The organism is Microcoleus sp. LEGE 07076 (assembly GCF_015207455.1).
Classification (GTDB): Bacteria; Cyanobacteriota; Cyanobacteriia; order Cyanobacteriales; family Microcoleaceae; genus Microcoleus.
Map to the genome: position 1 here is coordinate 1 of NZ_JADEWV010000150.1, position 14,534 is coordinate 14,534.

15 protein-coding genes are annotated in these 14,534 nt (G+C 46.4%); 8 read left to right on the plus strand and 7 right to left on the minus strand.

What is annotated here, in order from left to right; translation table 11 throughout:
• Positions 1-322 precede the first annotated feature (322 nt).
• The 6 genes from IQ270_RS21395 to IQ270_RS21420 form a co-directional block, all read right to left on the minus strand.
• Positions 323-3,262 (minus strand): CHAT domain-containing tetratricopeptide repeat protein, encoded by a 2,940-nt coding sequence (locus tag IQ270_RS21395; RefSeq protein WP_193975227.1) that lies wholly within the window; start codon positions 3,260-3,262, stop codon positions 323-325.
• Positions 3,263-3,472: 210 nt separating this feature from the next.
• A complete protein-coding gene (locus IQ270_RS21400; protein ID WP_193975228.1) occupies positions 3,473-3,832 on the minus strand; it encodes a DUF5615 family PIN-like protein in 360 nt (119 codons plus the stop codon).
• Positions 3,829-4,164 carry a DUF433 domain-containing protein gene (locus tag IQ270_RS21405; RefSeq protein WP_193975229.1) on the minus strand — a complete coding sequence of 112 codons (336 nt, stop codon included), beginning with the start codon at positions 4,162-4,164 and terminating at the stop codon, positions 3,829-3,831. Before IQ270_RS21405 ends, IQ270_RS21400 begins: the two co-directional genes overlap by 4 nt.
• A gap of 320 nt (positions 4,165-4,484) precedes the next feature.
• On the minus strand, positions 4,485-5,789 hold the full coding sequence (locus IQ270_RS21410; RefSeq protein WP_193975230.1) for an aspartate aminotransferase family protein: 1,305 nt from the start codon (positions 5,787-5,789) through the stop codon (positions 4,485-4,487).
• 276 nt (positions 5,790-6,065) lie between these two features.
• Positions 6,066-7,103 (minus strand): adenosine deaminase, encoded by a 1,038-nt coding sequence (locus IQ270_RS21415; RefSeq protein ID WP_193975231.1) that lies wholly within the window; start codon positions 7,101-7,103, stop codon positions 6,066-6,068.
• 93 nt (positions 7,104-7,196) lie between these two features.
• Positions 7,197-7,370 (minus strand): hypothetical protein, encoded by a 174-nt coding sequence (locus tag IQ270_RS21420; RefSeq protein WP_193975232.1) that lies wholly within the window; start codon positions 7,368-7,370, stop codon positions 7,197-7,199.
• A gap of 23 nt (positions 7,371-7,393) precedes the next feature.
• Between IQ270_RS21420 and IQ270_RS21425 the strand changes: the two genes are divergently transcribed.
• The 6 genes from IQ270_RS21425 (at position 7,394) to IQ270_RS21450 (ending at position 10,910) form a co-directional block, all read left to right on the plus strand.
• Positions 7,394-8,722 carry an adenylosuccinate synthase gene (locus tag IQ270_RS21425; protein ID WP_193975233.1) on the plus strand — a complete coding sequence of 443 codons (1,329 nt, stop codon included), beginning with the start codon at positions 7,394-7,396 and terminating at the stop codon, positions 8,720-8,722.
• 157 nt (positions 8,723-8,879) lie between these two features.
• Positions 8,880-9,086 carry a hypothetical protein gene (locus tag IQ270_RS21430; RefSeq protein WP_193975234.1) on the plus strand — a complete coding sequence of 69 codons (207 nt, stop codon included), beginning with the start codon at positions 8,880-8,882 and terminating at the stop codon, positions 9,084-9,086.
• A gap of 21 nt (positions 9,087-9,107) precedes the next feature.
• Positions 9,108-9,326, plus strand: a complete 219-nt coding sequence (locus tag IQ270_RS21435) for a hypothetical protein (protein ID WP_193975235.1) — start codon at positions 9,108-9,110, stop codon at positions 9,324-9,326.
• Positions 9,326-9,697, plus strand: a complete 372-nt coding sequence (locus IQ270_RS21440; RefSeq protein ID WP_193975236.1) for a hypothetical protein — start codon at positions 9,326-9,328, stop codon at positions 9,695-9,697. The genes IQ270_RS21435 and IQ270_RS21440 overlap by 1 nt, the downstream gene beginning before the upstream one ends.
• Before the next feature lie 161 nt (positions 9,698-9,858).
• Positions 9,859-10,089, plus strand: coding sequence for a hypothetical protein (locus tag IQ270_RS31275; protein ID WP_228056571.1), 231 nt, complete (start codon positions 9,859-9,861; stop codon positions 10,087-10,089).
• A gap of 203 nt (positions 10,090-10,292) precedes the next feature.
• Positions 10,293-10,910: a 50S ribosomal protein L25/general stress protein Ctc gene (locus tag IQ270_RS21450; RefSeq protein ID WP_193975237.1), complete on the plus strand. Its 618-nt coding sequence runs from the start codon at positions 10,293-10,295 to the stop codon at positions 10,908-10,910.
• Positions 10,911-11,033: 123 nt separating this feature from the next.
• Here the strand turns inward: IQ270_RS21450 and IQ270_RS21455 are convergent, their stop codons facing one another.
• Positions 11,034-11,672, minus strand: a complete 639-nt coding sequence (locus IQ270_RS21455) for a Uma2 family endonuclease (protein ID WP_193975238.1) — start codon at positions 11,670-11,672, stop codon at positions 11,034-11,036.
• Positions 11,673-11,935: 263 nt separating this feature from the next.
• Here IQ270_RS21455 and IQ270_RS21460 point away from each other — a divergent pair, with 263 nt between their 5' ends.
• Together IQ270_RS21460 and IQ270_RS21465 are read left to right on the plus strand one after the other, a co-directional pair.
• Complete coding sequence (locus IQ270_RS21460; RefSeq protein ID WP_193975239.1) at positions 11,936-12,211, plus strand: hypothetical protein; 276 nt, start codon at positions 11,936-11,938, stop codon at positions 12,209-12,211.
• A gap of 70 nt (positions 12,212-12,281) precedes the next feature.
• Positions 12,282-14,534 (plus strand): tetratricopeptide repeat protein (locus IQ270_RS21465; RefSeq protein WP_193975240.1); only part of this gene is annotated, 2,253 nt, incomplete at its 3' end.

Below are 14,534 nucleotides of genomic sequence, written 5' to 3' on the forward strand. Positions count from 1 at the left end.
GGCTACACAAACACTCACGCGCCTCCGCGGGTTGAAGATTCCAATCGGTGATTTCCCCCCATCCACCCGGCGGTTGAAACCGCGTCTACACAAACACTCACGCGCCTCCGCGGGTTGAAGATTCCAATCGGTGATTTCCCCCCATCCACCCGGCGGTTGAAACCGCGTCTACACAAACACTCACGCGCCTCCGCGGGTTGAAGATTCCAAACGATGATTCCTAATCTCCGAATACCCTCTTCGTCCGCGGAGGCGGACATCGTTTGTGTAGCCGCGGTTTCAACCGCCGGGGCCCTTTTTACCCACCGTTGGGGCCGGGTTCTCAACCACCGCCGGGGTCCTCACCCACCGCCGGGGCCGAGACCTCAACCACCACAGAATCCCCAGACAAACCCAATCGAATCTGATTTTCCTTCAACGTTTCCATCAACTCCCTCACCACTTCCTCCGGCGCATCGCTATCAGTCCCGCCCGCACCCCCTTGATAAATTTCATTCTCCAAATTCTCCTCAACTTGAGGCTTATTTTCGCACCAATCCTTGATTCTTTGAGCAATCACATTCACATTATCCATCGCACCAATATCAATCGCGGATAATTCTGCGACAAATTGCGGTTCCGATATTTTCAATAACTGATTAAAAGCCGCCACAATATCTTCGGGTTTCGCATCATCGGGAAGTGACATGACTAATCTCCTTAAATCGGTTTTTGCAGTTGACAGCGGGAAAGTTTCCGTTTCGCCAATTAGCGTAAATGCAGCCCAAGCTTTCGGACTCGGAAATCGAGCTTTTGTAGTTAGCATAGCACGCCGCAAAGCCGCTGCTCGATCGTCCCCCCGCGCTAAATTTTGGTAGAATTCCGTCATTAGCAACTTGGCTGAAATCACTCCCATATTCCACAGGGAAACGACGATGCTGGGGACTCCGGCGAGGATGAAGCAGCGCGACAATCCGATGACTCCATCTCCGGTGATTTTACCGCGGCCGGTGCTGCACGCGCTCAATACTACCAGTTCGGAATCGAGTTTTAATTGCAGGATATCAATAGCATGAATTGCGCCGTCGTCGTCTCCCGATGGTGCTAAAATTATCGCGCCGGGAATGCCGGAACTTTGGAAATCGTCGATGAGTCCGTGGGCTGATAAATGGACGATGCGCGTGTTTAGCATTCTGTCTAAAATCGCCACTTTTGTAGCATTGTCTCCGCTGATTGCTTGGGTTCCTAAAGTGGCGGCGATGGCTTCGGCGGCTTCTTTTGCCCTGGGGATTTGGCGGAGTTTGTGGGGGTCTAATTGGAAGTTTGGGTGGATAGTTGGATCGCCGACAATTAGGGCGGCTTGTCTCAATCCTCGGACTCGGTTTTGATGTTCGCGGGTGAGTTCTAATACTTGGATGGATGGGCTGGTGAGGATGGTATGATTTTCGATTAGGTAGCGGTTGTGGCTATCTTGCAAGGCTGCGAAGGGTACTAAAAATAAGTCGTAGTGGGGGATGAAGATGATGGGGTTATTGGCATCGGTGGGGAGTAAGTCGATGATGGGTTCGATCAGGATTTGATGGAGGAGTTTCAGTAGGGGAAAGCCGCCTGTTTCGTCTCGATTGTACTCTGATTCTAGCTGAATTTTGTTGCCTGCGTCGTCGGTTTCATTGGTGCCGATGGAGACGCGGGTTTTGAGGATGATTTGTTTGAGGGTTTGGTTTTGTTGGTTGAGGGGTTCGAGATTGGCGGCGCGATGGGTGATCTTGCCGTTTGGTTGGATTACCCAGATGTAAATTTCTGGATCGATAATCGAATATTCAATTATTGTGGAGTTTCTGTCGCGGGCGATTTGTTGGATTTTGGAAATTGATAATTTATCTGTTTTGTCATTGGCTGGTAATTCATTTGTTAATAGGGTTTGTTGTAATAACTCGACGAAGGCACGGGTGCGGGACATTTCTGATATTTCTAGGGCTTCATCAAATTTAGATTGAGCGACTAGGACTTCTTGTAGCAGGTGATAGGCTAATACTTGGGTTTCAAAGATTGAGGCTTTATGATCATTATTTACTAACTCGGAACGCATAGTTTCATAAATTGCGATTGAGGCACGGAGTGCTGTTTCAGCTTCAGCAAGTTGATTGTTTTTTAGTAAAGTACCTCCCAAATTGTTTAGATAAATTGACTCTCCCAGGCGATCTCCGATTGCCAGTGAAATCTCTAAAGACTGTTGGTGAAATTTGATCGCCGTGGGGAATTGCCCTAGGGAAGAGTAAGCATTGCCCAAACTGCCGAGGGAACCAGCTTCTCCTTTGCGATTTCCGATTTCCCGTTCAATCTCTAAAGACAGTTGGTGAAATTCGATCGCCTTGTCGTATTGCCCTAGTGAATCGTAAGCTAAGCCCAAATTGCCGAGGGAAGTGGCTTTTCCTTGGCGATTTCGGATTTCCCGTGAAATCTTTAAAGACAGTTGGTGAAATTCGATCGCCTTCTCGTATTGCCCTAGGAAATTGTAAGCTAAACCCAAATTGCTGAGGGAACTAGCTTCTCCTTGGCGATGTCCGATTTTCCGTTCAATCTCTAAAGAATTTTGGTAAAATTCGATCACCTTGTCGTATTCCCCTAATGCTTGGTAAGTATTGCCCAAATTGCCGAGGGAATTAGCTTTTCCTTGGCAATCTCCGATTTCCCGTGAAATCTTTAAAGACTTTTGGTAAAACTTTATGGCCTCCTGGTATTGCCCTAGGGAATAGTAACTAATGCCCAAATTGTCGAGGGAATTAGCTTCTGCTAGGCGATCTCTTATTTTCCGTGAAATTTCTAAAGACTGTTCCAGAAATTCGATCGCCTTGTAAAATTGCCCTAGGGAATTGTAAGCAGTGCCAAAATTGCCGAGGCAATTAGCTTCTCCTTCGCGAGATCCGATTTCCCGATAGATAGTTAATGCCTGTTCCCAAGACTGCAAAGCTTCTCGAAATTGACTAATGTTAAACTGCTGATTGCCTTGTTCTAACAGTCTGTCTGCTTCTAGCTCTCGGATAACTGCCACTGAGGTGTTGTCATTCATTCCAAGCAGTAGCCCTACAAAATTCATCAACCGATTAGCATTATTTAGTTCACCTTGTTCCCTGAGATTATCCGCCTCTTCTAGCATGGCCGCCACCAAGCCATCATCCAGCAATTCCGGGTGAGTTTTCAATATCTCCGCTTCATCGCCGCTGGGACTATTTAGCAGTTGATTTATCAGGTTGAGATAGGCTTGTTGGCGTTCTGAGTTCATGGCGATTTGGGATTTGGGATGGTTCGCTAGATTAATTATCGGTGAAACTCATCTGTTTGGGGCGGGCTATGGCAAGATTTTTCGCTTGGATGTGCGGGGTGGCGAGAAACCGGGTTTTTTCCAGAATAGTTGGTTACAGTCGGTGATTTGGCCAAAAACCCGGTTTCTGAGATTTTGGGTTTTGGGCGATCGCACTTTTTCAACAATCTTTTATAATGGAATCCAATCCAACTTATCAATCCATTCTTCAGCCTCAGAAGTCTCCCAAACCATCACAATTTCTTCAGCCCATCTTCCTAAACTCGCACTTGGACGCACCCAAAAAAGTCCCCAAATTTGTCCTCCCGTCGCCCAATATTCCTCCAAATGTCCGGGAATACTTTTGCGATTATCCGTTACCAATAGCCTTTGTGATGATTCCAAATAGCTAATAATTTCTGGGTCGAGGGTTCCTAATGTTGGTGCATTTGCATCCCCCACTCGCAAAATATCTATCTCCGGCTGGAGGTGCAAAACAGCACTTTTGAGCTTAGGTGGAAAATTTTCATCGAGTAAAAAACGAATTTTCACTTTAGTAGAATTAACTCCTGTTCTCGTTGTGCTTTGATTGCTCTCAAACGTTTTACTACATCAGAAGGTTCTTTAGCCAACCATTCCTGATAACGCTCTTCCCGCCACTTCGCCAGCCGCAACATATAAGCATCCATCTGTCTGCGATTTTGCAGATAATAGGTTAGCGTCGCGTAAATCTTCTCTAAATTCAGAGTGGGTAATTCCTCCAGAATTTGGTCGGGAGAATATCCATCCAAGTAATATTTAATCACGTCATCGATGCCGATCCGATGTCCTTTGATGCGGATGTCATCGGGGTCGAGAAACTCAAAATAGTCTTCTAGTTGCATCGGTTTATCTCCGAATACTTGGTTGATAGCATTTTATCATAAATTGGGATGTGCGGGGTGGCGAGAAACCGGATTTTTGTACCGCAGATGATGGCGGATGTACGCTGATGAACGCAGATGAATTTTGGATGTGTGCGGTGGCGAGAAACCGGGTTTTTTCGAGAATAGTTGGTTACAGTCGGAGATATTGCAAAAAACCCGGTTTCTGAGATTTTGGGTGTGGCGAGAAACCGGGTTTTTTCCGAGGATATTGATACATCGCCCAAAATCTGCAAAAAACCCGGTTTCTGAGATTTATTGTGCAACATCTCAGTTTAATCTTACTCCATCTCCTGCAAAACCCCAGTCAAAATTTCCACAAGGCGATCGATATGTTCTTTCTCAATAATCAACGGCGGCGACAAAGCAATGATATCACCAGTCGTGCGAATCAACAACCCATTTTCGTAGCATTTTACAAAACAATCAAAAGCGCGTTTCCCAGGCTTCCCAGCAATAGATTCCAACTCAATCCCCGCCACAAGTCCCAAATTGCGGACATCAATCACGTGGCGAACTCCTTTGAAAGAATGCACCGCATCTTCCCAGTAACCAGATATCTTATCCGCCCGTTCAAATAACTTTTCTTCCTCATAAATATCCAGTGTCGCCAAAGCAGCCGCACAAGCCACTGGATGCCCAGAATAAGTATAACCGTGAAATAGCTCGATCGCATTTTCGGGAGCATTCATAAAAGCATCATAAATTCCCTCCTTCACAAACACCGCCCCCATCGGCACAGTACCGTTAGTTATCCCTTTCGCCGCCGTCACGATATCGGGAACTACGCCAAAATATTCAGTAGCAAAACTCGCGCCCAAACGTCCGAATCCTGTAATTACCTCATCAAAAATCAGCAGGATTCCGTACTTGTCGCAAATCGCGCGCAACCTTTCCAAATAACCTTTTGGCGGAATCAAAACCCCCGTCGAACCAGCTACAGGTTCCACAATTACCGCTGCAATATTCGACGCATCATGTAAAGCCACAATCCCTTCCAATTCATCTGCCAAATGCGCTCCCCATTCCGGCTGTTTGCGGCTGAAAGCATTGTGTTCTAAATTGTGAGTGTGAGGTAAATGATCGACTCCGGTGAGTAAACTGCCGAAAAACTTGCGATTTGGAGCAATCCCGCCGACAGAAATTCCCCCAAAACCAACACCGTGATAACCGCGCACCCTACCAATCAATCTTTGGCGAGTTCCTTCACCTCTAACTCGATGATAGGCGATCGCAATTTTTAACGCAGTCTCCACAGACTCCGAACCAGAATTAGTAAAAAAAACGCGATCGAAATTGCCCGGAATCAGCTTTACCAAACGTTCGGCTAATTCAAAAGCAGCCGGGTGTCCCATCTGAAAAGCCGGCGCATAATCTAAATTTAAAACCTGCTGTTTAACTGCTTCAGCAATTGTCTCGCGCCCGTGTCCCGCATTCACGCACCAAAGCCCAGCAGTACCATCTAAAATTGATCGATTATCGTCGCTGGTAAAGTGCATATCTTTTGCCGAAACTAACATTCGCGGATTCGCTTTAAACTGTCGGTTGGCTGTGAAGGGCATCCAGTAAGCGTCCATATTTGTCATTGTTTTTTTATCCTTTTATATTGATGATTCTGCATCCAAACTATAACTTGTTACTGATAGCCGATCGCCTAACGCTTATTATAATTTTACAAATATCTCTTGCGTCTTTTAACTAAAGCTTACTTAACGAATTAAACCTCTCTATCTGCTCGTTACTAGGCAGAGCCTAGTAACGCAGATCCGGAGGCTCTGCCTCCATTTTTACTCGGTATACGACGAGGCAGAGCCTCTAGACATGGGTTCCCAGGCAGAGCCTAGGAACCAGTTAAAACCAGCTTAATTCACGATCGCACCAACCGACTCATGGTGCAACAAACCAGTCAGCATTTGCGCCGGTTGTTCCCCGTGGGGCCACGCGAAAGCATGGCGAAAAGCGGCATTCTGACACGCTTGCAATTGCCGAAAATCAATGATATCTAACGTTAATAAATTCTCGTATTCAAAAGGCAGCCGCACGTTGTGCAATCCCGCGTTGTCGGTGCAAATCGCAATATCGACACCGGCTTCAAAACATCGATCGAACACTACCTTCAATTCCCCCATATCCTCCAATGTCCCTGTTTTGAGATAGGTAGTCGGGCAAACTTCCAAGCATTGACCCCTACGTGCAACTTCTGGCAACAGTTCGGGATATTTTAAGGGAATTTGAATCCCGTGGCCGATACGCATCAGATAGGGCAAAAGTCCGGGGTAACAGCCAGATGTTGTTTCGTAGAGGTGGCCGGTTGTTTTGATGCCGATCGACCTTGCGTACTGGTACAATCCCACAAATTCGTCCAAACGCTCGCCAATAGCAGCATCACCGCCCGCAAGATCGATCGCACAAACATATTCTCCCATTTGTGCAGCCAAATCGACGATCGCCCGATTCACCTCATAGGGCAAACGCGAGTGCATACACAAAATTTGGCTGGTAACAATCGGACAATCGCTAATTTGACTTGCCTTTCCCACAACTCGGACAATTTCTGCCATCAAATCAATGCGTTCGGACTGATCCAAATGTTCGGGAGTCCGCAAATAAGGCGTGTAGCGCAACTCTAAATAAGCCAGATTTTCAAATACATAAGCGCCCCGCATTAACCGATAGATAAAATAAGGTAAAGTCTCAACAGTTTGAACGCTTTCTACCAGCGTGTGCAGTTCCAAATACTCATCGAGAGTATTGCGCGGACGAGTGTAAAAATCCTCAAAAGCGGAATATTGTTGAAAGCGATCGACCATTTCAGCATTATGGCGATCGAAATACCGCCACAGCACCCTCGGAACCACAGAACCACCCAGATGGCGGTGCAACTCAGCGTGTAACGTCATGGCAAAAAGCCTCAATTTTCTCAATCTTAACAAAAATTAATTAGGCAGTTGGCAGTTGGCAGTAGTCAGTAGTCCTTAGTCAGTAGTCCTTAGTCATTGGTTGTTTGTCAGTTCCAATGCCCTGCGCGGGCCCGAGCGGCCCAATTCCCAATTCCCAATTCCCAATTCCCCATTCCCAATTCCCAATTCCCAATTCCCCATTCCCCATTCCCAAATCGAATGATTGACATTCGGGACACCTTCGTAGATAATCAGAACTTGTGTCAACCTGAACTGAACGCGAGAAACCCTTGGCTAACGTAGTTGTGATCGGCGCCCAGTGGGGCGATGAAGGAAAAGGCAAAATTACCGATTTGCTCAGCAAATCCGCAGATATCGTTGTCCGGTACCAAGGGGGCGTCAACGCCGGTCACACCGTGGTAGTCAACGGTCAAACTTTTAAGCTGCACTTAATTCCGTCCGGGATTCTCTACCCTGATAAAGAGTGTATCATCGGCTGCGGTACGGTCATCGACCCTAAAGTTTTAATTGCAGAGCTAGACCAGCTAGAGGCGCTGAATATTTCGACGGCCTCGCTGATGATTTCGGAAACTGCTCACGTCACTATGCCCTATCATCGATTAATTGATGTGGCATCGGAAACGCAGCGGGGAAATTATAAAATCGGGACGACGGGACGCGGCATTGGCCCTACTTACGCCGACAAATCCGAACGCACTGGGATTCGGATGCTCGATTTAATGGACTTGGAAGGCTTCCGAGAACAACTGGAATGGACGATTAATTGTAAAAATGTCCTTCTCGAAAAACTCTACAATTTGCCGCCTCTCAATCCCCAAGATGTAATTGATGAATATCGAGTTTATGCCGATCGTTTGCGGCCACACGTAGTAGATAGTTCCCTGAAGATTTATGAGGGACTTCATCAGCGGAAAAATATTCTGTTTGAAGGCGCCCAAGGTACTTTATTAGACTTAGATCACGGCACTTATCCTTATGTGACTTCCAGCAATCCCATCGCAGGTGGTGCTTGTGTAGGAACTGGAGTCGGGCCCACAGCGATCGATCGAGTAATTGGCGTAGCAAAAGCCTATACAACCCGCGTCGGAGAAGGCCCTTTCCCTACCGAAATGGTAGATGGAATTGGTGCAGTTTTGGGCGAAAGAGGTGCAGAATTCGGCACGACAACCGGCCGCAAACGCCGCTGCGGTTGGTTCGACGCAGTAATCGGCCGCTACGCAGTCCGCATCAACGGCCTTGACTGTCTGGCAATTACCAAACTAGATGTTTTGGATGAATTAGAAGAAATAAAAGTTTGCGTTGCTTACGAAATTGACGGCGAAAAATGTGTCGATTTTCCGAAAAGTTCCCGGATATTTGCTCGCTGCAAACCTATTTACGAAACTCTTCCCGGTTGGAAACAGTCCACTGAAGAATGCCGCAATTTGGAAGATTTGCCGTCACAAGCTTTGGATTATCTGAAGTTTTTGGCAGATTTGATGGAAGTGCCGATCGCCATTGTATCTCTCGGAGCCAGCCGCGACCAAACTATTATTGTCGAAGACCCGATTCACGGCCCAAAGCGGGGATTGTTGTCCGTTGATGGTACGCCAGCCTGATGTTGCCTTTATTAAAATACATTGTGGGTATCAACAAATCATACTCAAAGCTTTTGGCAATCTCGCCGCTACCTACTTAGTTTAAGGTTCCAGCAGATTTAGTGCACTTGACCCACGGCGAGGTCAAATGTATCCTTATTTACAGGGAGTCAAGTAAATGACTGACGAGGATGAACTGATAGCACGGCTAGAAGTTCACAGAGATATGATTGGATGGCTTATAATGGAATTAAGCAAAGAAGGAATACAAGCCAAAAGAACAACCGGAAATAATCCCAAAGGTGATATTTTGATAGTCAACCAGCAAGATGTTCCGCGAGTTAAACAGTTACTCCGCAATTGGCAAATAGAATTCAATAATTAATTTATAAAAACAATAACAATAATGAATGAACCGCATATTGAAATCAAAGCCTGGAAAAATAAAAAAATAGATTCCACAAAAGCTAAGGAAATATGTCAAAAAAGAACTGTAATTGGAGTTATTACCACAGGGGGAATTACTAAACCAGCTAAGGTTGTATTCGACAAAGCAGATGTAGCTTGGGTAGAAAATTTTCCAGAGAGTAAGTTGTTGAATCAGGAAGGTCAGGAGGAAAGCTAATGTTAGACATGATTTTTTATGCCTTCAAAACTAATCAGCCACCCCACTATGTCGGAATGTCTGAAGACTTTTATGGGTGGTTGGCAAAATCAGAATTTTCCAAAATTGGCAAATCTGTCCCCAGAAATATTTTGATAGATGAAGAAGAGGAGAAGCTACCTGTAGTTGAGTTAGATCGAGATATTCGCCAGAAGCTCAGAAATTTTTTCAGAGATGCAATTATCTGCGAAAGCGATACTGTCCTCACTAAGCTGGGAGATTCCCCTCTCAAAGAAGAATATCAAGCAGCAACCTACCGTTTGAGGAAATTGCTGGACTTGCTAAAATGTGTTGAAAATCAAGATTATCAGTATCTTCAGCGAGTCCTTTGACAAGCGAATTTCAAAGGTGATACCCGCCACGTGATTTATCCGTGGAATCAATCCAAAATCTAAAATCCTCAATCCCCCGAATTTATCCGTGGGGTCGCCTCCAAAATCTAAAATCTAAAATCGAACGAGTTTCTAGATGTTTAGTAGCAGGAGTAATCCCCATGTTTGACATCAGTTTTTCTTCGGCCAATGGTGAACCGTCCGATAGTGTAAGAATAACAGCAGCTACTTACGAGTGGTTAGCAAAATCAGCATTTTCAAAAATAGGTGGCGAATCAATCGAAACCGAAATTTACCTAGATGAAGAAAATGTAATTCTGCCTTTAGTTGAATTAAATCAAGATATTCGCTCCTCTGTTCAAGAAAATTTTCAGCGAAGCAATCATCAGTGAAAGCGATGCAGTTCTTACTACACTAGGAGATGGCCCTTCCAAAGAAGAGTATCAATTAGGAACGTACCGTCTGAGAAAAATGCTGGAATTGCTCAAGTGTGTGGAAAACGAAAATTATCAATACCTCCAGCGATTTTAATTGAGCGCGATCGCAATATCACAATTCTGGTAAAATGTGAAAACAATCAACAGAAAGTCATAAAATGGAACTCGCAGTAGAATGTCAAAAGCGGGCAGAAGGCAGCAAACCTAACGCCCTCCGCCGCTCCGGATTGATTCCCGCCGTGCTTTACGGCCACAAAGGCTCGGAATCCATTGCTCTTACCATCAAAGCCAAAACAGTAGAAAACCTGCTCAAAAAGCACGTAGTCAACAGCGCCTTAATCGACCTCAGTATTCCAGACCTGTCTTGGAGCGGAAAAACCTTGCTCCGAGAAGTTCAAGTTCATCCTTGGAAGGGCTATCCTTACCACCTGAGCTTTTTCTCCGTCGCAACTCAAGACAGCCTGGAAGTTGAAGTGTCCCTGAATTTTGTCGGCGAATCTGTCGGAGTCAAGTTAGAAAATGGCATCTTGGATACGGTGCTGACGCAATTAGCAGTTAAGTGCAAACCTGACAGCATTCCTGAATCAATTGAAGTAGATATTTCTAATTTAAAGGTAGGGGATGCGCTGCACATTGAGGAATTAGTTTTGCCAGAGGGAGTTGTAGCTCTGGGCGAACCAAGTCAGGTGGTGGTTAGCGTGCTGGGACTTCAAGCAGGTGCTGAACCTGAAGACGCAGAAGAAGAAGAAGAAGCAGCCGCCGCGGCAGAAGCTTGATTAGTAATTGCTAATAGTTGTTAGTTAATGGTGGAAAAGAAAGGGCGGTCGCTTTTTCCCGAAAGGGCGATCGTTTTTTGCAAAAAAGCTGTTATAGTTTTGGTGCGATCGCACTTGGTCTACTCAGCCTTGAATCTGCCCTCGCACCCATTGACGAAAATCAATCTCTGCGGCAACTTCATCAATGAAAGCCGCTTCTAGAAACCGGAATAAATCCGTTTTTTCAACGTTGGGAAAAGTGGGAGATCGATCGCACTCGACATAGGCCCCATCGACTAATTGCAGAATTCGCCATACCCGCCCGTTAAACCGCCAAAACTCAGGCACTCCGATACTCGCATAGAGTGTATTTTTATTGAGATCCGTATGGGTAATATCCACTTCCACGACTAAATCCGGGGCAGGATCGACATTTAAATTAACCGGGCGATCGGCAACTAAGGCATAATTCTGAATGTAATAGCCATTGTCAGGTTCGGCGCTCTTGAGTAGGTCTTCGCGATCGAGGGTAGTCGAGCCCATCGTCTTTACTCTCATCCCCATTTCAACCACAAGGATTCTGATAAAGAGTTCGATTAAGCGAGCAGATCGTTCGTGTTCTTCGAGGGGCATGGTAATTTCTAACGCTCCATTATCGTAGGTAAAGCGGGCGCGAGTGCGTTCTCCTAACAAGCTTTGAATTTGCTTGAAGGCGGGCCAATCGAGATCGCGAAAGGTGAGGCGCTTTTCTCCGACAAGTTTGGGGGGTGGCTCTAATAACATCAAAATCACCGCGACATTAATTATATAAATGATTCTACTCGTTACCAGGCTCTACTCGTTCTACTCGTTACCAGGAAGAGCCTGGTAACGCAGATCAGGAGGCTCTGCCTCGATTTTCGCAGGCGAGGCAGAGCCTCGCTTACATTGATTCCCATGCCAAGAGCCTGGGAACCAGTTATTCTACTCGTTACCAGGCTCTACTCGTTACCAGGAAGAGCCTCGATTTTCGCAGGCGAGGCAGAGCCTCGCTTACATTGATTCCCATGCCAAGAGCCTGGGAACCAGTTATTGAAACTGCTGAACGGATTGCTATATCAACCCGCCCCCACTCGACCAAAATACAAGGAGGAGGTTCGCCAAGAGCCAGCCAAAACTCCAGAGCCAGTAAACCAGCCTCCGCCCGCACCGAGGAGTTCGATCGACCTGACTGTATCATCTTACTGCTGCGATCGCCCTCTTTACCTTTCTTCAAAAACACCCTAGAGACCGGCCCGATCTATAAAATTTTTAAATTTGGGGAACAAGAGAGCGATCGTTGATGTCAAACCGCTGTAGACTTATTAAGTGTTTTGAATATATACATAAATTGCTATATCTGGAGCCGCCCCTATGCAATCAACAGTGAATACAGAATCAACAGCGGTTCAATTTAACCAACAGGGAGAAATATATTTATCCCAAGGAAAATTGGAAGAAGCCATCGCCTCCTGCGAGCAAGCTTTGAAAATTCACCCCAATTTTGCACCGGCTTACAAGACTTTGGGCAACGCGCTGCAAGCTCAAGGCCGGATGGAAGAGGCGCGGCACTGGTACGCTAAAGCTATTGAAATAGAACCGAATTTTGCGGAAGTCTACGCGAATTTGGGCAGCCTGGACGCGCAGCAGGAAAAATGGTCGGAGGCGATCGAGTTTTACCAAAAGGCGATCGGCCTGAAACCTAATTTCGCTGGAGTATACCGCAATTTAGCAAAAGTATTCGGACAAATTGGCAAAGGAGCCCAAGCCCAAGAATGCTGGTACCGCGCCTTCTCTTTGGAACCGGAAAAAGCCAAGCCCTCGGAACACTTGAATATGGGCGATGCTTTTTTCCAGCAGTCCAAGTTGCCCGAAGCTATTTCTTGTTACGATCGCGCTATAAAATTAAATCCTAATCTGGCGCAAGCTTATCAAAATATTGGCGAAGCCCTCAAAAAACAAGGCAAGTTAGAAGAAGCGACACCATATTATCGCAAAGCTATTGAACTGAATGCAGCTAATGCTAGAAACGGCAGCGAGGGAGAGCAAACTTTGGCTGGTGCAATCGCTACAAACGGTGCAGTTAAGCCGCCAGTGCAGCAGCCAGTTAAGCAGACAGTTAATTCTACAATTAATATAGAAGATCCAGAAGCATACAAAATACTCGCAGAAGGCTATTTGGCTCAGGGGAAATGGGAACAGGCAATTTCTGCTGGCAAGAAAGCTCTACAAATAAAGCCGGAAGCGCCGCTTTATAAAATGCTCGGCAACGCCCTGCAAGCGGTGGGAAAAATTGATGAAGCTAAAAGTTGCTATGTCAAAGCAATAGAAATTAATCCGAATTTGGCAGAAGCTTATGCTAATTACGGCAGCATTTGCGTGCAGCAGGAACAGTGGCAGCAAGCGGTTTCTGCTTACGAAAAGGCGATCGCCCTGAAGCCAGATTTCGCGGGCGCTTTCCGCAATTTTGCGAAACTTTTGACTCAGTTAGGCAAGTCTGAGGCGGCTGCTGAGGCTTGGTACCGGGCTTACGCGATCGACCCGAAATCCGCCACGGCTGAGGAACACGAGAATTTAGCTAAAACTTTGATCGAGCAAGGTAAGGTAGATAAGGGAATTGACTGTTACCGGCGCGCGGTTGAGTTGAACCCAGATGCTGGGGCGGCTTATCACGAATTGGGGGAAATTCTCAAGAATCAAGAACAGTGGGAAGCGGCGGTTGATGCTTACAGCAATGCTATTAGAAATAATCCCGGACTTTCTTGGTCGCACAACAATTTAGCTGAGTGTCTGGTGAAGTTGGAACGGTGGGAGGAAGCTGTAAATGCTTACCGCAAGGCGATCGAATTAAATCCCGATTTTAGCTGGTCTCACAACAATTTAGCTGATGTTTTGCTGAAGTTGGAACGGTGGGACGAGGCGGTAGAAGCTTACCGGAAAGCAACTGAGTTAAATCCTGATTTTAGTTGGTCTCACAATTATTTGGCAGATGCGCTGATTAAATTGGAACGCTGGGATGAGGCGATTTCGGCTTACCAAAGGTCGATCGAACTGAATCCCGACCATTTTTGGGCGCACAACAATCTAGCAGAAACGCTGGTGAATTTGGAACGCTGGGATGAGGCGGTTGTTGCGTACCGGCGGGCTAACGAAATCGACCCGAATTTTTTCTGGTCCGAGAGCAAGTTGGGCGACGCGCTGCTAGAAATGGAAAGGTGGGATGAGGCGATCGCAGTTTACCGGCGCGCGGCGGAGTTAAATCCTGATTTTGCGTGGACTTATTACAACATGGGGACGGCTCTGGAGAAGCTGGAACGGTGGGATGAGGCGATCGCTTCTTACCGCCGTGCTGTCGAAATTCAGCCGGATTTGCCGTGGATTTCGCAAAAGCTGGCCGATGCTTTGAGGATGCGATCGCACTGGGATTTGCAGCAGTCAATGGGTTTGTACCGAAAGGCGATTCTGGAGAATCCCGAGGATGTGCAGTTGTATCACAAGGCTTTGGAGATTGCGCCGAATGATGCTGACCTTTATGTGGGGTTGGCGAATGCTTTGGTGCGGCAGAGTTGGGTTGATGGGGCGATCGTCTTTTATCAGATGGCGTTGCAGATTCGGCCTGATGACAAG